The 22476-nt window shown below is 71.8% G+C and carries 18 protein-coding genes; 9 read left to right on the plus strand and 9 right to left on the minus strand.

Features of this window, described 5'->3' with window-relative positions:
• Positions 1 to 98 precede the first annotated feature (98 nt).
• Positions 99 to 1238, minus strand: a complete 1140-nt coding sequence (locus AB0M35_RS20740; protein WP_363747196.1) for a site-2 protease family protein — start codon at positions 1236 to 1238, stop codon at positions 99 to 101.
• 451 nt (positions 1239 to 1689) lie between these two features.
• On the opposite strand from AB0M35_RS20740, the gene AB0M35_RS20745 reads away from it, so the two are divergent.
• Genes AB0M35_RS20745 through AB0M35_RS20755 form a run of 3 tightly spaced genes read left to right on the plus strand, consistent with a single transcriptional unit; the run spans position 1690 to position 2995 of the window.
• A complete protein-coding gene (locus tag AB0M35_RS20745) occupies positions 1690 to 2001 on the plus strand; it encodes a helix-turn-helix transcriptional regulator (protein ID WP_363747197.1) in 312 nt (103 codons plus the stop codon).
• 17 nt (positions 2002 to 2018) lie between these two features.
• A complete protein-coding gene (locus AB0M35_RS20750; protein WP_363747198.1) occupies positions 2019 to 2717 on the plus strand; it encodes a hypothetical protein in 699 nt (232 codons plus the stop codon).
• Positions 2714 to 2995, plus strand: coding sequence for a hypothetical protein (locus AB0M35_RS20755; protein WP_363747199.1), 282 nt, complete (start codon positions 2714 to 2716; stop codon positions 2993 to 2995). The genes AB0M35_RS20750 and AB0M35_RS20755 overlap by 4 nt, the downstream gene beginning before the upstream one ends.
• Here AB0M35_RS20755 and AB0M35_RS20760 read toward each other — a convergent pair.
• Together AB0M35_RS20760 and AB0M35_RS20765 are read right to left on the minus strand one after the other, a co-directional pair.
• Positions 2969 to 3826, minus strand: a complete 858-nt coding sequence (locus tag AB0M35_RS20760; RefSeq protein WP_363747200.1) for a L,D-transpeptidase family protein — start codon at positions 3824 to 3826, stop codon at positions 2969 to 2971. The two genes, AB0M35_RS20755 and AB0M35_RS20760, sit on opposite strands and share 27 nt — an antisense overlap.
• A 207-nt stretch (positions 3827 to 4033) precedes the next feature.
• On the minus strand, positions 4034 to 5482 hold the full coding sequence (locus AB0M35_RS20765) for an alpha-amylase family protein (protein WP_363747201.1): 1449 nt from the start codon (positions 5480 to 5482) through the stop codon (positions 4034 to 4036).
• 246 nt (positions 5483 to 5728) lie between these two features.
• Between AB0M35_RS20765 and AB0M35_RS20770 the strand changes: the two genes are divergently transcribed.
• From AB0M35_RS20770 to AB0M35_RS20785, 4 genes are all read left to right on the plus strand, one after another.
• Positions 5729 to 7591 carry a hypothetical protein gene (locus tag AB0M35_RS20770; protein WP_363747202.1) on the plus strand — a complete coding sequence of 621 codons (1863 nt, stop codon included), beginning with the start codon at positions 5729 to 5731 and terminating at the stop codon, positions 7589 to 7591.
• Positions 7588 to 9054 (plus strand): NADH-ubiquinone oxidoreductase-F iron-sulfur binding region domain-containing protein, encoded by a 1467-nt coding sequence (locus AB0M35_RS20775; protein WP_363747203.1) that lies wholly within the window; start codon positions 7588 to 7590, stop codon positions 9052 to 9054. The genes AB0M35_RS20770 and AB0M35_RS20775 overlap by 4 nt, the downstream gene beginning before the upstream one ends.
• An 89-nt stretch (positions 9055 to 9143) precedes the next feature.
• Positions 9144 to 9737 (plus strand): redoxin domain-containing protein, encoded by a 594-nt coding sequence (locus AB0M35_RS20780; RefSeq protein ID WP_363747204.1) that lies wholly within the window; start codon positions 9144 to 9146, stop codon positions 9735 to 9737.
• Between the two features lie 46 nt (positions 9738 to 9783).
• The gene (locus AB0M35_RS20785; protein WP_363747205.1) at positions 9784 to 10647 is read left to right on the plus strand and encodes a cytochrome c biogenesis protein CcdA; all 864 of its coding nucleotides are present in this window, start codon (positions 9784 to 9786) and stop codon (positions 10645 to 10647) included.
• Positions 10648 to 10775: 128 nt separating this feature from the next.
• Here the strand turns inward: AB0M35_RS20785 and serS are convergent, their stop codons facing one another.
• The 4 genes from serS to AB0M35_RS20805 all read right to left on the minus strand — a co-directional run bounded on the left by serS (position 10776) and on the right by AB0M35_RS20805 (position 14911).
• On the minus strand, positions 10776 to 12056 hold the full coding sequence (gene serS, locus AB0M35_RS20790; RefSeq protein WP_363747206.1) for a serine--tRNA ligase: 1281 nt from the start codon (positions 12054 to 12056) through the stop codon (positions 10776 to 10778).
• A gap of 108 nt (positions 12057 to 12164) precedes the next feature.
• Entirely contained in the window at positions 12165 to 13244 is a 1080-nt protein-coding gene (locus AB0M35_RS20795) for a MerR family transcriptional regulator (RefSeq protein WP_363747355.1), read from the minus strand.
• A gap of 95 nt (positions 13245 to 13339) precedes the next feature.
• Entirely contained in the window at positions 13340 to 14530 is a 1191-nt protein-coding gene (locus AB0M35_RS20800) for a saccharopine dehydrogenase NADP-binding domain-containing protein (RefSeq protein WP_363747207.1), read from the minus strand.
• Between the two features lie 54 nt (positions 14531 to 14584).
• Entirely contained in the window at positions 14585 to 14911 is a 327-nt protein-coding gene (locus tag AB0M35_RS20805) for a hypothetical protein (protein ID WP_363747356.1), read from the minus strand.
• A 233-nt stretch (positions 14912 to 15144) separates the two neighbouring features.
• Here AB0M35_RS20805 and AB0M35_RS20810 point away from each other — a divergent pair, with 233 nt between their 5' ends.
• Positions 15145 to 17928, plus strand: a complete 2784-nt coding sequence (locus AB0M35_RS20810) for a LuxR C-terminal-related transcriptional regulator (protein WP_363747208.1) — start codon at positions 15145 to 15147, stop codon at positions 17926 to 17928.
• A 103-nt stretch (positions 17929 to 18031) separates the two neighbouring features.
• Here the strand turns inward: AB0M35_RS20810 and AB0M35_RS20815 are convergent, their stop codons facing one another.
• A complete protein-coding gene (locus tag AB0M35_RS20815) occupies positions 18032 to 18580 on the minus strand; it encodes a DsbA family protein (RefSeq protein WP_363747357.1) in 549 nt (182 codons plus the stop codon).
• A gap of 88 nt (positions 18581 to 18668) precedes the next feature.
• Entirely contained in the window at positions 18669 to 19358 is a 690-nt protein-coding gene (locus AB0M35_RS20820) for a BON domain-containing protein (protein ID WP_363747209.1), read from the minus strand.
• A gap of 277 nt (positions 19359 to 19635) precedes the next feature.
• Between AB0M35_RS20820 and AB0M35_RS20825 the strand changes: the two genes are divergently transcribed.
• Positions 19636 to 22371 (plus strand): cellulose binding domain-containing protein, encoded by a 2736-nt coding sequence (locus AB0M35_RS20825; protein ID WP_363747210.1) that lies wholly within the window; start codon positions 19636 to 19638, stop codon positions 22369 to 22371.
• Positions 22372 to 22476 lie beyond the last annotated feature (105 nt).

A 22476-nucleotide genomic window follows, 5' to 3' on the forward strand; every position in this document is an offset into this window, starting at 1 on the left:
GCCAGATCTTGCATGAGTCACTCGTAGCTCACCGACGTCGAACCCTACCGACACCAACTCCTCCCGGAACCGGCCCACCTATAGAAGCGTCGACGCGGCTAGTGGCCGGTCGTGACCTGTTCGCGCAGGTGGCCGCGTTGGACGGCGCGGCTGATGTCGCTGGGGGAGACGATGCCGACCAGGTTGCCGTCGGCGACTACCAGGGCTCGGCCGTCGGCGCACTCGCTGAGGCGGGGCAGCAGGTCGGTGAGCTGCTCGTCGGGGGAGGCGAGCACCAGGTCGCCGGCCCGGCAGGCGACCGACTCCAGCGTGGTGCTGCTGCGCTGGTCGCTCGGCACGTCGCGGACCCGGTCGAGGGTGACCAGACCGACCGGCCGCCCGTCCTCGGTCAACGGCAGCGCCGTGTGCCGGTACGCGAACAGGTAGTTGTCGACGAAGTCGGCCACGGTCAGCTCACCCGAGGCGGTCTGCGGCTGCGGGGTCATCACCTCGCCTACCCGTACGCCACGCAGCGCACTGCCCATCCGTGCCTGCCGTTCCTCCATGCTGGCCGCGCCGATCAGGAACCAGCCGATCAGCGCCAACCAGAGCCCGCCGAAACCGGCCCCGCTGAGGAACCGCCACAGCCCCAGCCCGATAAGCACCACGCCGAGCACCCAACCCGCCCGGGCCGCCACCACCGACGCCCGGGTCCGGTCCCCGGTGGCCTTCCACACCGCCGCGCGCAGCAGCCGTCCGCCGTCCAGCGGCGCTGCCGGCAGGATGTTGAACAGGGCCAGCAGCAGGTTGATGCCGGCGAGCCAGGCCATCATGCCCAGCAGCAGCCCGTGCACCCCGGCCGCCCCGAGGGCCATCGCGATCACCCCGAAGAACGCCCCGATGATCAGGCTGACCAGCGGCCCGACGCCGGCGATCCGCAGTTCCGCACCGGGCGTACGGGCCTCGCCGCGCAGTTCGGCGACCCCGCCGAACAGCCACAGCGTGATCCCCTGCACGCCCAGCCCGTTGCGCTTGGCCACCACCGCGTGGGACACCTCGTGCGCGAGCAGGCCCAGAAAGAAGACCACCGCCGCAGCCAGACCCGCGAAGACGTACGCGACGACCGAGCGACCCGGGTACGACGCCGGGAACAGGTTCGCCGACAGCCCCCACCAGATCAGCGCGAAGATGACCAGGACACTCCAGTTCACGCCGACTGGTACGCCCGCGATCCGACCGAGCCCGAAACTCGCCCTCATGCCTCGGTGATACCCAGGGGAACTGATCCCATGCCCGGGGCGAGCGTCACCGATCGTGCGGGTTGACCGGTCCGATCAGTTGGCGATGATTATCGATCCGATATGGTGCCAGAGCAGTGCCCCCGCCCCACACGCTGCCAGGGCTGTGGCGACGAAGACGAGCCACGACTCGGCCGCTCGGCGGCACGCGAGGAGGACGGCCAGTCCTGCCGCCGCGAGCGATCACGCCGGCGATGCCCGGCAGTTCGTCGCCGACGGAGGCGCACAGGCCCAGGCCGACACCCGCCAGGAGCACCCACCGCCATGCCGTACCCCGGTGCATGCTGTCTGCGGCGCTTGGCGTCGAAGCCACCGCGACCTTCCGGTACGGATTCACGCTGAGCCATCCTAGGGCTAGCTAGAGATACACTTAGCTAGGTAGATTTCGAGCATGCCACCATCGGAAGTGCGGATGACGCTGGCCACCCAACGGGTGTTGCAGGTCCTTCTGGACAGACCCGCTGACGAGAAATATGGCCTGGAGATCTGCGCCGAGGCCGGACTCGCCAGTGGCACCATCCATCCGATCCTCGCCCGCCTGGAGAAGGTGGGCTGGCTCGAATCGCACTGGGAGAACATCGATCCGCGTTCTGCCGGACGGCCGAGGAGGCGTTACTACCGTCTGAGCCGCGATGGCGCGCAGCAGGCACGCAGCGCGCTGGCCGCCGTCGAGGCGCGCCGGTTCCGCGGCCGCGATCTGGCGTTCCCGGGCGGCGTCGGATGAGTCATACGGTCTACGGAATGGCGCTGGATCTCACCGGCGACCTCGAGGTCCTCTCGTTTCTGGCGGATGACCTGGCTTCGCGCATCCCCGAGGCCCAACCGATGGCGTCGGCGTTGGCCCGGTTGCCGCGGGAGGGTGCCGTGATCGTCGCCGACATGCGAGGCCCCCATCAGCAACGCGTCGGGATCCGGACTCACCGGCGAGTGGGCAGCCTCGTCGAGACGCTGGCCCGGGAACGTGAAGGGATGCTCCTCCTCGTCGAGGGCGCGGTCTGGAGTCAGCAGGACCATCGGGCACGAGCCAACTGCCTGATACGCAACCTCCACCTTGCCCACGGCCGAGCCGACCGGCTGCATGTCAGCCTCACCGGGTGGCAGGAGTCGGACGCCGGTCTCGGCATCAACCTGCACCTCGACCGCGATCTCGCCGGAGACCTGACCGAGGACTCCGAGCCGGGTGGTGCCGAGGAGGTGCAGGCCGGCATCGCACTGCAACCGGGACGCCAGGCCCTCCGGTTGGTGGATCTGATCGTCCGCGTTCTTCCGCCGGACCAGCGTGCCCGCTACGGCGAGGAGTTCCGCGCGGAGTTGTATGGGCTCGTCGAGATGAAGCGGTGGTACGGAGCACAACTGTTCTATGTGCTCAGGCAGTTCAACCGGGTCTTCGAGCTGCGCTCCGAGCTGCGTCGTCCGTCACCTCGGCGGCTGGTTCCATGATCCTGACGCTGTCACGCGAACTCGGCGCCGTCGTCGCCCTGGTACGGGATCCGCTGCTGCTGGCCGCCGGCACCGTGTTGTTGCTGTTGTTCGCCTACTGCTGGACGGTGAAGAACCCGGATCGGACGACGAACGCGGTGAACCTCATCTCCGCCTTCCGGGCGCTGCGTGAGCCCGGAGAACCCCGTCGAGGGCCACGACCACGACTGCCCAAAGCGGAAGCCGTCGGCGCTGGGCGGCGGCGGCCGAGGTCAGGCGGTCGGGGGCGCGGTGGGTAGCGTGTCGACGACCACCACCGGGCTGCCCGGGGGGACCTCGTCCAGCAGCAGCCGCTGGCCGGAGCGGGTCAGCCGGATGCAGCCGTTGGTGGTCTGCTGACCCAGTTCCCCGTCGTGGTACCAGGTGTGGATGCCGATGTGGGCGCCGCGCAGGCTGGCCGGTACGGACTCCGGGTCGTCGGGTATCGAGCCGAGGGCGTAGATGTCGACGCCACCGTAGACCGACTCGGGCGGTGGCGTGCGACCCAGCACGAAGGTGCGACCGAGCGGCGTCTCCTGGCCGCGCCGGCCCAGGCTGACCCGCCAACTGCGCTTGGCGACACCGTCGCGGTACCAGGTGAGCCGGTACGGCACCCGCTCCACGATGATCTGGTCGCGCAGCTCGACCGTGCGGAAGCCGCCGGGTGGCAGCCAGGCCAGCTTGCGGTTGGCCGAGGGCAGCAGTACCGCCGTCCAGCCGGCCTCGCGGCGGGCGACGGGGACGGTCAGGTCCAACCCGCTGATGGTGGGCATGAGGAAGGCGATCGGGCGGCCGCCGGGTGCGTCGTAGGCGGCGAGGCGGCGCTGCGGGCGTACGCCCTCGGTGAGCGGCGTGGTGTCCAGGGTGTCCGGATCGTCGGGGAATCCGGCCGGCGCGGGGTCGTAGTCGATCTCCGGCAGGTGATCCGGAGCTGGCGCGACGGTCTCGGCGGAGGTGTCCGTCGGTGTCGGCACCGACGTCCTCGGGGCCGGCGGCTGGTCGGTCGGCCGGGCCACGGTCGCCGGCCCCGCCGAGGGGGTCAGTGCCCAGCCGACGTACGCCGACCCGCCCAGCAGCACCGCAACGCCCACTGCCGCGACGGCCCTCCGCCACCCTCTCCCAAAACGCCCATAACCCACAACCAACCCTAACCATCCTACTCACCCCAAAACCCCCAAACCTCACCACCACCTCCCTGCAAACGGGGTTGATCAAGAAGTTTGCGTCGAGATCCGAGCGATTCCCGACGCAAACTTCTTGATCAACCGAGCGGTGGGGTGGGTGAGGGGGAGGAGGGGCTAGGGGAGGCGGGCGGAGAGGTGGATGGCCAGGGCGTCGTGGGCGGGGACGTTGGCGCTGAACCAGCCGTTGGCGTCGACGGTGATGACCGGGCCGGAGCAGGTGCCGTTCGAGAAGGTGCCGTGGATGACGTCGCAGTAGCGGCCGGCGGGCAGGCCGGTGTAGTAGGAGCGACCGTTGACGGCGAAGTCCTCGTCGTTGATGGTGATGAAGCCCTTGCCGGTACGGCTGAACGCGATGTGCTGGTAGCCGTTGTCGTACCAGTTGCTGACGCCGGTGCCCTCGGTGGCGTTGCGGAAGCCGACCATGTTCGCGATGACCGGCCAGCGGTGCTCGCACTCCCAGCCGGAGTAGCAGACCGTGTTGAGTGTCTTGTTGTTGCCGTCCGAGGGCGGGCCCGCGTCGCGGCTGCTGTAGGTGTAGCTCGACATCACCGTCGGCGAGCCGTACGGCCAGGCCAGCATGAAGGCGTTCGCCAGGGCGTAGATTCCCCGGTCGCGGTAGGTGAGCACGCCGCCGTCGTCGCGTTGGGTGTCGTGGTTGTCGACGAACACCGACGAGACGCCGCTGGGCAGGTGCCCCCAACCCTCACCGAAGTTGCGCAGGTACGCCAACCGTTCGGAGCGGAAGACCCGGGCCAGGTCCTTGCCGTAGCGGAACTCGTGCACGTCGCCGTTGCCGGTGTACTCCTCGGGCCGGATGGGCTCGCCGGCACCGTAGATGACCTCCTGCACGATGTACGGGCGGCGGTTCAGTCGGCTGAGGATGTTGGCGATGTCGGCGGCCGGCATGTGCTTGCTGGCGTCCAGCCGGAAGCCGTCCACGCCGAGCGACAGCAGGTCGTTGAGGTACGCGGCCAGGCGCGAGCGGACGTAGTCCGAGCCCGTCTTCAGGTCGGCGAGGTTGACCAGCTCGCAGTTCTGCACCTCGTACCGGTCGTTGTAGTTGACGATGTCGTTGTTGCCGTTGCGGCCGCAGTAGTTGAAGTCCTGCGCCTGGTAGATGCCGGGGTAGACGTGGTGCTGGTACGACGATCCGGCCCAGCCGGTGCCGCCGTTCGTCTGTCCGGACATGTGGTTGACGACGGCGTCGACGATCACCTTGACGCCGGCCGCTCGGCAGGTGGCGACCATGGACCGGAACTGATCGCGGGTGCCCTTGCGGGATTCGATCCGGTAGCTGACCGGCTGGTACGCCACCCACCACTGGTTGCCGCGTACGTGTTCCTGCGGGGGCGAGACCTGGACGTAGCCGTAGCCCTTCGGGCCGAGGGTGCTGGTGCACTCGCTGGCCACCGAGGGCCAGTTCCACTCGAACAGGTTGGCGATGACCTTCTTGCCGCCGGCCGGGGCGGCGACGGCCGGCGGTGCCGTCACGACAGTGGGGGCGAGCAGGGTGGCGATCGCGCCGAGGGCCACGATCGCCGTACGGAGTCGACGTCGGTGCATCGGAAGCTCCTGGGGCCGGGGGTGGGGGAGTGGGTGATGCCTGAATCTTGCATCGATGCTGAAAAATTTCAGCAAGGTTACAATCTGATTTCACGGACTGTCAACGTATGGATCTGCGTCAGTGCCCGAGTCGGGTCTACACGCGCGAGATGCGGGGACGGTTCGACAACTCGTGGAGATTTTTTCGGCGTGGGCTGATCCGTCCGGCATCCGACTGCGTACTGGAGTGGGGAACAGGGTCGGCCGGTGGTACGCCGCCGCGAGACGATCGAGGAGCACATGGCCCGGGCTACGCAGAACGAGACGCCGCCTGCCGTCCGTACCAGCAGCAGCAGTAGAGGGATCCGGGTGGCCTCCCGCGGCCAGATCCTGGCGCTGTCCGCGTCCGGGCTCGCCGCGGCGTGGGCGCTGGTGATGCTCACCGGCGCCGGCCAGAAGGCGTACGCGATGGGGTTCTTCTTCACCGAGTTCTTCGCCGGCGTGATCGCCCTGGTCGCGCTGAGCCTCACGGTGATGATGGGCCTGCTCTCCACCGACCGGCTGGTGTTGCTCATCCGGCACCGGGTCCTGTTGCAGTCCGCGCACCGGGCCACCGGCATCCTCGGCGTGGCGGGCCTGGTCTTCCACGTGATCACCAAGATCACCACCGGTCGGGCCGGAGTGACCGACATGGCCGTGCCGTTCGTCGGTGGGCGGGGCCTCTATGTCGGGCTCGGTACCATCGCCGCGCTGCTCATGGTGAGTGTGCTGTGGACCGGGATCATCCGGGCCCGGTTCGCCGACATCGGCCCGAAGTGGGCGTGGCGGGCGCTGCACTCCCTGGCGTACCTCTCCTGGCCGTTCGGCATCTTCCACGGCCTCGGCGCCGGTCGGCCGCCGGCCACCTGGGTCAGTCTGAGCTACGGGCTCTGCGTGGTGCTGGTCGTGATGGCGCTGCTGGTCCGTCTCTCGGTCACCCTTCAGCGCCGCAGCCGCGAGCGTCACCAGGCCGCCGCCCTCAACGAGGCGATGACCGGCAAGGGCAGTGACGAGACCCGGACGAAGACCCTGCTCGGCAACCTGACCAAGCGCGCCGGTGAGGGCGAGCGGAGCCGCCGCGACACCAGTTGGGCGGAGAGCACCTCCGGTACCTGGGCCAGCCCGACCATCCGGCGCAACGACCCGGAGCGGTTCACCGTGCCGGTCGTTCCGGAGCCGGGCACGCTGCGTGAGCCGGTCCGCCCCGGCCGCGAGCGCCGCGACGAGGAGTTGGAGCCGGTCGTCCGGCGTACGTCGTGGCGCGACGAGGAGGAGTTGGAGCGCGCGGTGCGTCGGGAGACCGAGTTGCTCGAACCGGTGACCCGCCGTCGCCGCGACGAGGAGCCGGTCGGGCGGCGCGGCTCGCGCCGCGACGAGGAGCTGGAACCGCGCCGGGCCCGGCTCGACGACGACGTCGAACCCGCACCGCGTCGGGCCCGGGTCGACGACGATCTGGAGCCGGCACCGCGTCGTTCCCGACGGGACGAGGAGCCGAGTCGGCGCCGGACCGCCCGGCGGGAAGAGGACTACGAGCCGGTGGTCCGCCGCTCGACCCGCCGCCGCGACGAGGAGTCGGTCGAGGACTACGACCGTGAGCCGGGCGGCCGGCGTCGCCGCGACGACGAGGCGTACGGCCGGTCGCGGCGGTCGCGGTCCGACCTGGACGCGGGCACCCGCTACTCGGCTCCGCCCGGACGGGTCGTCGACGAGCCGGAGGAGCCCTGGGACAGCCCTCGCCGGTGGGAGTCCACCGCGCCGATCTCCGGTTCACCCATCTCCGGTTCACCCGTCTCGGGCTCGCCGATCTCCGGTTCACCGATCTCGGGCTCGCCGATCTCCGCGGCGCCGCGCAGCGGTGGCGGACGGCACAGCGCCGACGACGACGGACCGGAGGCGGAGACCGACTACTGGCGGCCCCCGGCGCGGTACGCCCCGGAGGACGTCGCCGCCGACGACGACACCCCGACCCTGGTCGACCTGGCTGCCCGGCGGGCCCGTCGGGCGGCCGGAGACAACCGGCGTCGCCGCCGGGCCGACCCGGATTCCGTCGACGGGGCCTACTGGGCCGGCCTGCGAGGTGAAGCCAAATGACGACGCGCACCACCGTTCCACCGGTCGCCTGCATCGGCGAGCCACGGATCACCGCCGGATTCGCCGAATTCGGCCGCCTCGACCTGCGGGCGCACGAGATGGTGCACGGCCCGATCAGCCCGATGGAGCCGTCCCACCTGCTGCGGCTGGCCGAGGGCATCCAGCTCAAGGGCAAGGGCGGCGCCGGCTTCCCGTTCGCCAAGAAGCTGCGTGCGGTGTTGGAGTCCTGTGAACGTCAGGACCTGCCGCCGGTGGTGGTGGTCAACGCCACCGAGGGCGAGCCGGCCAGCTGGAAGGACAAGGTCATCCTGACCCGGGCGCCGCACCTGATCCTCGACGGAGCCGCCCTGGCCGCGTTCGCGCTCGACGCCGAGGAGATCGTGCTCTGCGTGGCCGACGACCTGATCGGCCGGGACTCCCTGATGGAGGCGTTGGAGGAGCGCCGGATGCCGGTACCGACCAGTGTGGTCACGGTGCCGCACCGCTTCATCAGCGGCGAGGGTGGTGCGCTGGTCAACGGGATCAACGGCCTGCCGCACATCCCGCCCGGTACGAAGAAGCGGTCCAGCGACTCGGGCGTCAACAACCTGCCCACCCTGCTGTCCAACGCCGAGACGTACTCCCAGCTGGCGATCGCCGCCCGGCTCGGCCCGTACGAGTACGCGGCGCTCGGCACCGACGACGAGCCCGGCACCGTGCTGCTCAGCATCACCGGCGCGGCCAAACGTCACGCGGTGGTCGAGTGCGCCGCCGGCACCCCGCTCCGGGAGATCCTCGAACTCTGCGAGGTGCCCGAGGGGCCGGGCATCCTGATGGGCGGCTACCACGGCAAGTGGATCACCTGGGAGGCGGCGAACAAGGCCGAGGTCTCCCGCAAGGGGCTCGCCGCGGTCGGCGGCACCCTCGGCGCCGGCATCATCGTCCCGCTCGCCAACGACACCTGCCCGCTCGGCGAGGCCGCCCAGGTCGTGCGTTACCTGGCCGGTGAGTCCGCCGGGCAGTGCGGCCCGTGCAAGCGAGGGTTGCCGGACCTGGCCCGCGCCGTCGACCTGGCGGTCTCCGGCAGCGCGCCGGTGGAGGTCGTCCGGGCCGCGGCCGGCGACGTCAAGGGACGGGGCGCGTGCAGCCATCCCGACGGTACGTCCCGGTTCGCGCTGTCGGCGATGGAGGTCTTCGCCGACGACCTGAAGAAACACACCACCGGTGAGGGCTGCGGTCGACGGGTCAAGGGCGTGATGGGCCTGCCCGGTGCGCCCGACCCGGATCCGCGCAAGCTCGTCCTGGACTGGTCCCGATGCGACGGTCACGGCCTCTGTGCGCACGTGGTGCCGGACTTCATCCGGCTCGACCAGAACGGATACCCCGCCTTCCCGCCCACCCCGGTGCCGACCTGGCTGCGTGAGGGTGCGTCGAAGGCGGTCAAGGTCTGCCCGGAGTTGGCGCTGCGGCTGACCAAGGCCTGACGGACTGCTCCGGCCGCCCTGCCCGGCAGCGGCCCCGACCCTCGGCGGACCGGTCCGGCCCGCCACGTGACCCGACGAAGGAGACGCGGATGGGGACGGCACGAACGACGGGACGACTCACCGCCACCCTGCTGGCTGTCGTACTGGCCGGGGCCGGATGCGGTGCCGAGGCGGTCGCGCCGACCGGCGCCCCGCCCGCCTCGACCCCGGCGGGCGGCGCGGCGACTCCGGCGGGCGGCGCCGCGTCCCCGGGGGCCGCACCCACCGGTCCGGTGTCCGTACCGGACACCCTCCGGTTCACCGGCAGGACCCTCGACGGTACGGCGTTCGACGCCGCCGGCCTGGCCGGTCGCCCAGTCGTGCTCTGGTTCTGGGCGCCGTGGTGCGCCGCCTGCGCCAGCCAGGCGTGGACAGTGGCCGAGATCGCGCCGGGATTCCGGGACACCGTGCCGATCATCGGCGTTGCCGGGCTCGGCGAACACCAGGCGATGGCCGACTTCGTCACCGAATTCGAACTGGCACCGGTGCCGCAACTCGACGACCGTGACGGTGTGCTCTGGCGGCGCTTCAAGGTCGCCGAGCAGAGCACCTTCGTGATCCTCGACCGGGACGGCCGGGTGATCCACCAGGGTTGGCTGGACGGGGAGGACCTCACCCGCCGGGTCACCGCACTGGCCGCCTGATGCCAGCGGCCCAGCGGCCCTCGCCGCCGTGGCGGAGAGGTGCCTGATGGAGGCCACGCTGCTGCTCGCGTTGACCGCGGGGATGCTCGGCGCGGTCAACCCGTGCGGCTTCGCGATGCTGCCGGCGTACCTGTCGCTGTTGGTCGCCGGAGCCACCGACACCCGTGGCGCGGTACGGCGGGCGCTCACCGCCGCCGCCGCGCTCACCCTCGGGTATGTCGTGGTGTTCGGCGCCTTCGGCCTGGCGCTGGCTCCGCTCGCCGGCTGGCTGCGCCCCCGACTGCCCTGGTTCACCGTCGGGCTGGGGCTGCTGCTGGTGGTGCTAGCCGGCTGGCTGCTCGCGGGCCGGCGACTGCCCACCGTGCGCCCGCTGGCCCGAGCGCCCCGACTGACCCGCTCGCTGCCGTCGATGGTGCTGTTCGGCATGGCGTACGCGACAGCCTCACTGGGCTGCGCCATCGCACCGTTCCTGGCGATCGTGGTGACCAGCCTGCGGGCCGGTACGCTGCCGCGCGGGCTGGCGCTGTTCGGCGCGTACGCCCTCGGGATGGGGCTGGTGGTGGCGGTCGCCGCCCTGGGCGTGGCGCTGCTGCGCGGGGAAGTGGTGGCCCGGCTACGCGGCGCCGGCGCCTGGGTGCCCCGGCTCAGCGGCCTGGTGCTGCTGCTCGCCGGCGGCTATGTCGCCTGGTACGGCTGGTACGAGGCCCGCCTGTTCGCCGGCCACCGAGACGCCCTCACCGACCCGGTGATCACGGCGGCGGCCGACATCCAGCGTCGCCTAGCCACCACCGTCGAGGCGGCCGGCCCGGCGCTGCTCGCCGCCCTCCTGGCCACCCTCATACCCCTCACCCTCCTCACCCGCCGCCGCCCCACCCCGGCGATCTTGCACTTTCCGTCCCGACAAAGGTGACGAATGCGGACGTTTCAGCGACCACAAGTGCAAGATCGACGCAGAGGTCGACGGCGACGGCGCGGGGTGGGGTGGGGCGGGGTGGGGGTGGGGGTGGGGGTGGGGGAGAGGGAGGGGGTGGGGGTGGGTCAGTGGGGGGTTAGGCGGTCGGTGCCTAGGCGGGGGCGGAGGACTTCGGGGACCAGGACTGAGCCGTCGGGCTGCTGGAACTGCTCCAGGATGGCCGGGTAGAGCCGGCTGGTCGCCAGCGCCGAGCCGTTGAGGGTGTGCACGAAGCGGGTCTGCTTGCCGCCCGGCTCCCGGTAGCGGATAGCCGCCCGGCGCGCCTGGTAGTCACCGCCCCAGGAGACCGACGAGACCTCCTTGTACTTGCCGGTGCTCGGCATCCACACCTCGATGTCGAGGGTCTTGCGCATCGAGGCGCTGGAGTCACCGGCGGCCAGCAGGCTGCGCTGGTAGTGCAGCCCCAGCCCTTCGACCAGGCTCTCCGCGTGGGTGACCATCTGCTCCAGCGCGGCGTCGGCCTGCTCGGGCAGGGTGAACTGGAAGATCTCCACCTTGTTGAACTGGTGGCCGCGGACCGTCCCCCGCTCGTCCGAGTGCGACCCGGCCGCCTCGCGGCGGTAGCAGGGGGTGTACGCGAACACCCGCAGCGGCAGCTTCGCGGTGTCCAGGATCTCGTCCTGGTACGCCCCGAGGATCGCCGTCTCGGCGGTGGGCAGCAGGAACTGCCCGCGCGGGGCGGACTGCCTGTCCAGGTGGTAGACGTCGTCGTAGAACTTGGGGAACTGCCCGGCGGCGAAACCGGCGGTGTCCAGCAGCAGGTGCGGCGGGAGCAGGAACTCGTAACCGGCCTCGATGTTCCGCTCGATCAACCAGTTGATCAGCGCCCATTCCAGCCGGGCGCCCAGCCCGGTGTACATCCAGAAGCCCGAGCCGCCCAGCTTGACACCACGCTCGTGGTCGACCAGACCCAACGACCGGCTCAGCTCGACGTGGTCGCGGATCTTCTCGATCGTCGGCGGGGCACCGAAGGTCTTCACCACCCGGTTGGCTTCCTTGCCGCCGGGAAGCACGTCGTCGGCGGGCAGGTTGGGCAGCTCGCTCATCACGGTACGCAGCCGCGACTGCACCTCGTCGAGTTCGGCCTCCAACTCGGCGACCTGCTTGCGGCCGGCCTCGTCGGTCACCTCCGGCTCGACACCGGCCCGCTTGGCCTGTGCGTACGCCCGGGCCTCGGCCTTGCGGCGCTGCCGCTCCCCGTCGATGTCGGTGATCAGCCGGCGGCGCTCCCGGTCGAGGTGCTGGATCTCGTCCAGCGCCCGGTCGACCTCGGCGGCATCGAGCCGCTTCGCCAGCGCGGTCGCCACCGCTTCGCGATCCTTTCGGATCAACTCCATGTCGAGCATGCTGCTCCGTACCTTCAGGTCAGGCTGACCCGGTGATGCTACCGCCGGGCACGGACCGTCCTGTCTCCCGCACCCGCCGTCCGTCTTGCGTACCGGCGGGGCGCCAGCTCACAACCGGATCGGCATCAGGATGGAGAAGGCACCCTCGTCGTCCGGGCGCCGGATGGTCAGCGGTGCGAGAGGGCTGTCCAGTTCCAGTGTCAGGTGCCGGCCACCCGCCGCGCCCAGCGCGTCGAGCAGGTACTCACCGTTGACCCCGACCCGAAGTTCGGTGTCGGCCAGGTCGTCGAGGTCGGTCAGGTCGTCCGGGCCGAGCAGGCGAAGCCGGTCCGGCGTACCCAGGCCCAGCACGGTCACCGGCCACGACCGGCCGGCGTACTCCCGGACGACCGTCGGCCCACCCGCCCGCAGCGCGGTCACCAGCCACTCGGCGTCGACCGGCACCCGCCGGGTCGGCCTGGCGGTGCCGGATCGCGGCAGCAGCGCGTGGTAGTTCGGGAAGTCGTCCGGCAGCGCGGTGGCCCGCAGCTCGTGCCCGGCCACGTCGGCGACCAGTGACGAGCCGGACACGGTCAGCTCGACCCCGGTCCGGGTCGGGTCGGTGAGCAGTTGGCGTAGACCGTCCACCGCGTCCAGCGGCAGCAGGGCGCGCACCGCCGGGCCGTGCACCACCGCCTCGGCCGTCGCCACCGCCAGCCGATGCCGGTCGGTCGCCACCAGCTCCAGCCCCGTGTCGGTCACGTCGAACAGCACACCGGTCAACGCCGGCACCGTGGGGTCGGTGCCGACGGCGAACCGTACGGCATCCATGGCGGCGGCCAGCGCAGCGCCGGTCAGGGTGAGTCGGGTGACCGTGGCGGGCTGGTCCGCCGCCAGCAGCGACCGGATCCGGGACACCTCGCGACGGGCGTCGGCCAACCCCTCCTCCAGCCGGCGTACGTGCGTGTCCAGCAGCCGGTGCACCACCGCCGGTTCGGCGCGTACCGCCTTGGCGATCTCGGCCACCGGCATGCCGACCCGACGTAGCCCGGCGACCAGCCGCGCCGGTGCCACCTGATCGTCGGTGTACCTGCGGTAGCCGGTCACCGGGTCGACCCAGGCGGGCACCAGCACCCCGGCGGCGTCGTAGAACCGCAGGGCGCTCACCGTCAGTCCGCTGGCCCGGGCCAGCTCGCCGATGCTGCGCAGGTCACTGTCCACGCCGAGATCCTGCCCCCTCGACCTGCTTGAGGGTCAAGCCGCTGTCGGGGTGTTAAGCGGGGGCCCCTGCTCTACCGCAGGCGTTAACAAGGGGCCCTTCCTTCCTCCAACACCTGGAAGGTGAGGTTGGCGGCGGTCAGGCGGTGCAGCAGGGCGTCGCCCATCGCAGTGACCGGGGTGACCTGCCCGGCGGTGGCCGGCAGGTCGTCCAGGGCCAGGCAGAGCGCCGACTCGGCGAGCATCTTGGCGGTCTCGTCGTAGCCGGGATCACCGCCGGCCACCTCGGTGACCACCCGCCGGTCGCCGCCGCAGCCGACGAACCGGACCCGGAACCACGACTTCGCCCGCTGCTCGGCGTTCGGTCCCTGGCCGGAGGTGAGCCGGCCGAGCAGCCAACGCCGGGTCGGCGGCAACTTCACCAGCGCGGCCAGCGCGCCCAGACCGGCACCGGCGACCAGCACCGTCGGCAACCGTCGGACCGCGGCGAAGTGCCGGTAGCGGAAGTCCGGCCCGTACTCCGGGCGGGCCGCGGCCGTTCGGCGTACCACCTGCGGGTCGATGGTCGGCAGCGGCATCGCCCAGACCGGCAGGTCGCGCGAGCGGGCCAGCTTGCCGGGCACGGCCCGCACCCGGCGGTCGGTCGGGCGTGGCTCGACGGCGCGGCGCTCGCGGGCCGCCCGGGAGGTCTCAGCGGTACGCGAGAAGGCGGTCAACGCGGAGTGGTAGGTGCCGGCGGAGATGCGGCCACCGGCCCGCACGTAGCCGTCCACGGTGATCGGCACGTCGGCCGGCAGGTGCTTGATCGTGAACCAGACGCCGAGGTCGTGCGGGATCGAGTCGAAGCCACAGGTGTGCACCAGCCGCGCGCCGGTGCGCACCGCCTCGGCGTGATGGCGCACGTACATCAGGTCGACGAACTCCGGCTCACCGGTGATGTCGAGGTAGTCGGTGCCGGCGGCGGCGCAGGCGGCCACCAGCGGTTCCCCGTGCTGGACGTACGGCCCGACGGTGCTCGCCACGACCCGCGCGGCATCGGCCACCGCCCGCAGCGACGCCGGATCGGTGACGTCGGCGGTGAGCAGCGGCAGGGTGGCCTGGCCTGCGTCGATCGCGGCCAGCCGGTCGCGGACCGTGGCCAGCTTGTCGGGATTGCGCCCGGCGATCGCCCAGCGCAGCCCGGGTGGCGCGTGCCGGGCGAGATATTCGGCGGTGAGTCCGCCGGTGAAGCCGGTCGCCCCGAACAACACGATGTCGTACGCCCGCTCCGTCGCCATCCCGCGATGATGCCAGCCCGCACGCGCCGCCGCTCGGTACCGCCGGAGCGCCACTCACCCCGCGGCACCGGTCGGCGGCAGTTCGCCGGTCTCGGCGAGCTGCTTGGCCTGCCACAACGCGTGGCGGACGGCGAGCTGCGGGTCGTCACCGATCAGGTGTGCGGCCAGCCCGGTAGGGGCGGGGTCGGAGACCGGCCGGGCGGCCAACTCGGTGTGCCGACCACCGGGCGGGCGTCGCAGCTCGACCTGGATGGCGCCGTCGAGCCGGCGCAGCGGCTCCGGCCAGATCCCCGCCGGCAGCACCTCGTCGGGCGGGCGGGCGATGGCGACCACCTGCCACGGTTGCGTCCACCACCGGTCGGGACCGGGACGCCCGGTCAGCCGGCGGGCGAGGGCGGTGCGTGCGGCCCGGAGCGTGGCTGCGCCGAGGACGCCGGCCACCGCGAACGCCGTTCCCACCCGTCCCACCCGTGCCTCCCGTACTCGGCGCGACCTCCACCGTCGCCGCGATCCGGGTGAACCGGGCTCCTCCAGAAGGGGTGAACCGCCCGGGGTCGGGTAACCGCCGGCCGCAGGACCTCAGGGAGGGGATCGCGTCCGTGGGGGTGGGCCGGATGCCGGATGACCGCAGCGCTCTCCGGGCCGCCGTGTCGGCCCGTACGCCGGGCGGCCCGCCCCTGCTGGCGTCCCGCCTGTCACCCGCCGTGCTGCCCGAGCCGGTGGTGCTGCGGCCCCGGCTGGCCCGGCTGCTGGACGATGCCGTGGCCCGGCCGGTCACCCTGCTCCGGGCGCCGGCGGGCTGGGGAAAGACGACGCTGCTCGCCTCGTGGCGGGCGGTGGTGACGCAGAGCGGCGGCCCGGCACCGGCCTGGGTCTCGGTCGAGGCCGGTGACGACGCGGACCGGCTCTGGACGTACCTCGCGGCGGCACTGCGCTCGATCGTCGACGTGGCGGCGGATCCGGCGGCGACGCCGATACCTGACCGGCCGCCGGGACCCGACGAACTCGAGGTGCTCGCCGCCGCGCTGGCCGCCCGGGAGCGGCCGGTGGTGCTGGTCCTGGACGACCTGCACCGCGTCACCGACCCGGCGGCGGTCACCGGGTTGGAGTTCCTGCTGCGCCACACGGAACAGCGGCTGCGCCTGGTGGTGGCCGGACGCTCCGGTCCGCCGCTGGCGATACAGCGACTACGGCTGGCCGGTGAGCTGACCGAGATCGGCCCGGACGAACTGGCCTTCACCGGCGACGAGATCGCCGACCTGCTGACCGCGCACGGGGTGGCGGTGCCGGTGGCCGCCGTGCGCCGGCTGCGGCAGCGGACCGAGGGGTGGGCGGCGGCGCTGCGGATCGCCGCGCTGGCGCTGCGCAATCAACCGGATCCGGAGCGCTGGATCGAGCAGTTCGGTGCCGACCAGCCGGAGATCGCCGGCTACCTGCGCGAGGAGGTGCTCGCCGGGCTGGCGCCGCCGGACCGCGAGCTGCTGCGCCGGGCCGCCGTCGCGGACACCGTCTGCGCCGGGCTTGCCGGCGCGCTGACCGGCGACCCGACCGTCGAGGGGCGGCTCAGCGGTCTCGCCGAGGACGCCGGATTGCTGCACCACGACGGCGGCCGCCCGGCGTGGTACCGCTGCCATCCGCTCCTCGCCGACCTGCTGCGACGCGAGGTGGGTCGCCTGCCCACCGACGAGCTGCGTGACCTGCACCTGCGCGCGGCGGGCTGGTATTCCGGCAACCGTCGACCGGCTGACGCGCTGCGGCACGCGTTGGCCGCCGAAGACTGGGTGAGCGCTGTCGACCTGTTCGTCACCCGGTGGCCGGAACTCGCGCCGGACGGTCGAATCGACCGGGTCGGCCCGCCGCCTGCGGCACCCCCGCCGGAGACGGTGGCGCAGAATCCGGAACTCGCGTTGGCCTGCGCCGTCGACCGTGCCCTGCACGGCGACCGGGAAGCGGCCGAGGCGCAGCTGCGGCTGGCCGCCGAGCACGGCCGCGCGCTGCCCGAGCCACGCCAGGCCCGATTCGGTCGGCTGCTCATCGCTGTGGAGCTCACCCTGGCCCGGTTGGCCGGCGACCCCGCGACGGTACGCGCTGCCGCCGTCCGGTTGCTCGCCACCGCGACCGCGTCGGACGTCGCCGCAGGTGCGGTGGCCGGTGTCCAGGACCGGGCCGCCGCTGGGGCGCCTCGCGGCGACGCGAGTGACGACGCCGACGTACGGGCGGTGGCCGGCACCGAGCTGGCCCGGCTGGCGCTCGACGCCGGGGAACTGACCGAGGCGGCGGACGGGTTCGCCGCCTCGTTGACCGCCGCCCGGGTGTCCGGTCGACTCCGCCCCGAGTTGGTCTGCGCCAGCCGCTGGGCGGTGCTGGCGGCACTGCGGGGTCAGCTGCGGGTGGCCGAGGGGGCAGCGCGGGCGGCCCTCGCACTGCCCCCCTGTCAGGGCTGGTCGGCGCAGCTGGACTGCGGGTACGCGTACCTGGCGCTGGGGCTGGTGGCGCTGCACCGGCACCAGCCGGCGGAGGCGGCGGCGAACCTGGCGTTGGCCGCGCCGGCCGGCGGTGATCCGCTGGCCGGCGCGCTGGCGGCCTGGTGCCGCTCGAATCTGCGCCAGGACGAGGGGGACCTCGTCGAGGCGCACCGCCTGCTGGTGGAGGCTCGTGAGTGCTGGTCGGAGCGAGCCGGCCCGCTGGCGGCCTGGCTGCTCGCCGCCGACGTGGATCTGCACGGGGCCCGAGGGGACCTGTCCACCGCCCGCGAGCTGGCCGCTGCCGGTATGACGCGGTTCACCTCCCCGGCCGCCGCCGGCCTGACTTTCCCGGCCGCCGTGCTGGCGGTCGCGGCGGCCCGGGTGGAACTGCGGGCCGGCGACCTGCACGCCGCCGCGCGCCTGCTACCGGACTGGGCAGCCGGGCCGGCAACCGACTGGCCGCCGGCGGTACGCCTCGACGCCGCGCTGCTCGACGCGGTGCTCGCCGCGCGTGACGGCGACGAGCGCCGCGCCGGGCGCACCCTGGAACAGGCGCTCGACCTCGCCGCTGACGACGGTTACCGCCGGCCGTTCACCCGAGCCGAGCCGGGCCTGCGGCACCTGCTCACCGCCCACCTCGACACCGGTACGGCGCACTGGCCGATGGTCAGCGAGTTGGTCCGGGCCGTGGACGTGCCCGCGGAACCGGCCCTCTCCGGAACGTCGGCGGCGCCGCTGGACGAGCCGCTGACCGAGCGGGAGTTGACCATCCTGCGCTATCTGCAGAGCATCCTGTCCAACGTGGAGATCGCGGCCGAACTGTCGGTGTCGGTGAACACGGTCAAGACGCACGTACGCAACATCTACCGCAAGCTCGACGCCACCCGCCGCCGGGACGCCGTCCGCCGCGCCCGCGAACTGCACCTCATCTGACCCAGGTGCTGGTGGGTTCGCAGGCGGGCGGAGGCTGTCCGGCCGGCTGGCTCTGCTCCCCGGCTCTGGCGGACGGTCAGTGCTTCCCGGCTCTGGCGGACGGTCAGTCGGTGGCGGCGGCGTCGACGGTGGTCAGCAGCGTGGCCAGGTCGAAGTCGCCGTCGTGGCGGGATCCGTTGACGAACAGGGTCGGGCTGGCGTCCACGCCGCTGCGGATGCCGCTGACGAAGTCGTGGCGGATCCGGTCACCCCCCACGTGGCGTCCGATCTCCGTGTCCACCTCGTCCACGGGCAGTCCGAGCTGCTCGACGCCGAGGGTCAGGTGCACCGGATCCAGCTGCTCCTGGTGTTCGTAGAGCCAGTCGTGCATCTCCCAGAACCGTCCCCGCCGTCCGGCGGCCTCGGCCGCCTCGGCGGCCATCTCGGCGTACGGGTGGAGGTTCGCGATGGGGAAGTGCCGGTAGACCAGGCGGACGGTGTCGGCCCGCTGCCGGAGCACCTCCCGCAGGTTGGCGTGCGCCTGGCCGCAGAAGGGGCACTGGTAGTCCCCGTACTCGACGATGGTCACCGGCGCGTCCATCGGCCCTCGGACGTGATCGCGTTCCGTGACGGGTGTGCGGAGCCGCGCAGTGACCTGCAGTGGCGTGGTCAGCTGATCGGTCATGACTGCCAGGCTCGTACCCGGCCGGGTGAGGGTGGCTCACCCGGCCCAGGTGGTTCGGCGGCACCGGGCGCCCGCCTCAGCGCAGCACCGGGGCCACCGCGATGTGGTTCTGCACCTCGCGGATGCCCGGCGCGGACCATACGACCCGCTCCACCTCGGCGCGTTCGGGCATCGAGTGCACCAGACCGCCCAGCAGCACGGTGTCGCCGTGTACGCGTACCGTCACCTGCTCGGCGGCGGTGGCCCGGTTGCGGGCCAGCGCGTCGACGATCCGGTTGGCCAGCGCGGTCCCGTCGGGGCGGACCGCCGGCCGCACGGTGATGCCGTTGCTGACCCCGCGTACGCCGGTCAGCCGGTTGACCGAATCCTCCGCGGCTCGACGCTGGTACTCCCACTCGACGTCGCCGTGCAGGGTGACCCACCCTTCCGCGACCGTCACATCGAGTTGCTCGACCGGTACGAAGGCGTGCCACTGCAAGGCGTGTTCCACTGCGGTGGCGATCTCCGGATCGGTCCGCTCCGCGCCGGTGACCAGCCGTACGGCGAGGTCGTTGGCGACCGCCCGGACCTGGCCGACCCGGTGCGCGGCGCGTTCCGCCGCCCACTTTTTGGCGTAGCTGTCCACCCGGCCGGTCAGCGTCACCACGCCCTCGGCCACGATCACCCCGATCTCGTGCGGCTGCACCCGGGGTTCCCAGTCGAGTTCGTCGAGCACCGCGGCACGGATGTCCTGATCGGTGCGGTTGATCGTCGAGATGCTGGCCATCGCCTCGCTCCTCTCCTCGCCGACGGGGCACGGCCCGGGGCGCCCGGGTCCGCGGGACCAGCCTGGTGGTGGTCCGGGTGACCGGGCCTCACCCGGATCGGGGGAGATGCTTGGGAGCGCTTCCATTTGCCATCGAGAGGGGCTAATGTAAGCCCATTCCTCGGGTGCGGGAGCCGTCGCGCCGGTGCCGGAGCCAGGGCAGCTCCGACGGGTGTTCCATGTGTGTCCATCCTGCCCCTGGCACGGGGGTGTGGGGTGTCCCCCGAGAGGAACCCAGATGCGGAGAAGTTTCGTCGGCGCGGTGGTGTCCGCGTTGGCTGCCACCACGGTCGTGATCGCGGCCCCGCTGACCGCCTCCTCGGCGCCGACCGCGCAGGTCGCCGCCGAGACGTACGACTGGCGCAACGTCCGGATCGACGGCGGTGGCTTCGTCCCCGGCATCATCTTCAATCCCACCGAGCGCAACCTGATCTATGCCCGTACCGACATCGGCGGGGCGTACCGGTGGGACCAGCCCACCCAGTCCTGGATCCCGTTGCTGGACTGGGTGGGCGAGAACCGCTGGGGCTGGAACGGTGTGGTCAGCCTGGCCACCGACCCGGTGCAGACCAACCGTGTGTACGCGGCCGTCGGCATGTACACCAACGACTGGGACCCGAACAACGGCGCGATCCTGCGCTCCACGGACAAGGGCAACACCTGGCAGGCGTTCGAACTGCCGTTCAAGAACGGTGGCAACATGCCCGGCCGGGGCATGGGGGAGCGGCTGGCCGTCGACCCGAACCGCAACAGTGTCGTCTACTACGCCGCCGAGGGCGGCAACGGCCTGTGGCGCAGCACCGACCACGGCGCCACCTGGGCGAAGGTGACCAACTTCCCCAACGTCGGCAACTACGTCGCCGACCCCGCCGACAGCAGCGGCTACCAGTCCCAGAACCAGGGCCTGACCTGGGTCAGCTTCGACAAGTCCACCGGTACGCCGGGCAGCACTACGCAGACCGTCTACGTCGGGGTGGCCGACAAGCAGAACCCGGTCTACCGCAGCACCAACGGTGGCACCAGCTGGGAGCGGATTCCGGGTCAGCCGACCGGGTACCTCGCGCACAAGGGCGTGGTGGATCACGTCGGCGGTCACCTCTACATCGCCACCAGTGACACCGGCGGGCCGTACGACGGGGGCAAGGGCGACGTCTGGAAGTTCACCCGGTCCACCGGCACCTGGACGCAGATCAGCCCGGTTCCGTCGAGCAGTTCCGATGCGTACTTCGGTTACAGCGGCCTGACCATCGACCGGCAGAACCCGAACACCCTGATGGTGGCCACCCAGATCTCCTGGTGGCCGGACGCGATCTTCTGGCGCAGTACGGACGGCGGCGCCACCTGGAGCCGGATCTGGGACTGGGGCAGCTACCCGCAGCGCGTCAAGAAGTACACGATGAACATCAGTTCGGTGCCGTGGTTGACGTTCGGCGCCAACCCGCAGCCGCCGGAGGAGACGCCGAAGCTGGGCTGGATGAACGAGTCGGTGGAGATCGACCCGCACGACTCCGACCGGTTCATGTACGGCACCGGTGCGACCATCTACGGCAGCACCGACCTGACCCGATGGGACACCGGTGGCACGGTCACCATCCGGCCGATGGTCAAGGGCCTGGAGGAGACCGCGGTGCTCGACCTGATCAGCCCGCCCACGGGCGCACCGCTGGTCAGTGCCCTCGGCGACATCGGCGGCTTCCGGCACACCAACCTCGACGCCGTACCGGCGATGATGTTCACCCAGCCCGTCTTCACCAGCACCACCAGTCTCGACTACGCCGAGACCAACCCCTCGGTGATGGTCCGGGCCGGTGACTTCACCGACGCCGACCGCCCGAACGACAGTCATGTCGCGTTCTCCACCGACGGCGGAGCCAACTGGTTCCAGGGCAGCGAGCCCGGCGGGGTGAACCGGGGTGGCACGGTCGCCGCCTCGGCGGACGGCAGCCGTTTCGTCTGGGCTCCCGGCGACGCGGGACAGCAGGTCGTCCACTCGGTGGGCTTCGGCAACTCGTGGACCGCCTCGACCGGCATCCCGGCCAACGCGATCATCGAGTCCGACCGGGTGAATCCGAGCAAGTTCTACGGCTTCAGCGGCGGCCGGTTCTACGTGAGCACCAACGGTGGGGTCAGCTTCACCGCGTCCGCCGCGACCGGGCTGCCCGCCACCGGCAACGTACGGTTCAAGGCCCTGCCCGGTAAGGAGGGCGAACTGTGGCTGGCTGGACAGGGTGGGCTGTGGCGTTCCACCGATTCCGGAGCCACCTTCGTCAAGTCGACCAACGTCAGCACCGCGGGCAACATCGGCTTCGGTCGGGCGGCCCCCGGGCAGGCGTACCCGGCGCTGTACCTGTTCGGCACGGTCGGCGGCCAGCACGGGGTGTACCGGTCGGACGACGTCGGCGTGAACTGGGTACGCATCAACGACGACCAGCACCAGTACGGCAATGCGGGTGACGCCCTCACCGGCGACCCTCGGGTCTACGGGCGGGTCTACCTCGGCACCAACGGCCGGGGCATCCTGGTCGGGGACCGGGTCGGTGGCGATCCCACCCCGACACCGACGAGCCCTGCCCCGAGCCCGACCAGCCCGACGCCGTCGCCCACTGGTCCGTCCCCGTCCGCGACGCCCACCAGCCCGCCCCCGTCCCCGACCACCCCGCCGCCGCCGGGCGGATGTTCGGCCACCTACCGCATCGTCGGGGATTGGCCCGGCGGTTTCCAGGGTGAGTTGGTGGTACGCAACGCGGGCACCACGCCGATCAGCGGCTGGACGCTGGGCTGGACGTTCCCGAACGGCCAGCAGATCAGCCAGGTCTGGGGCGGCACCCACACCCAGACCGGTGCGACGGTGTCGCTGCGCGACGCCGGTTACAACGGTGCCCTGGCCCCCGGTGCCACGGCCACCGCCGGTTTCCTGGCCAGCACCTCCGGCACGAACAATCCACCCACGACCATCACCTGCACCACCCGCTGACCGCCCACACCCGGTCAGCGCAGCGGGCCCCGTCCGACCGATCCGGTCGGACGGGGCCCGTCACGATGTGTTGCCCGCTTCACTCGGCACCGAATTGGGGGAAGC

The organism is Micromonospora sp. NPDC051196 (assembly GCF_040682415.1).
Lineage (GTDB): Bacteria > Actinomycetota > Actinomycetes > Mycobacteriales > Micromonosporaceae > Micromonospora.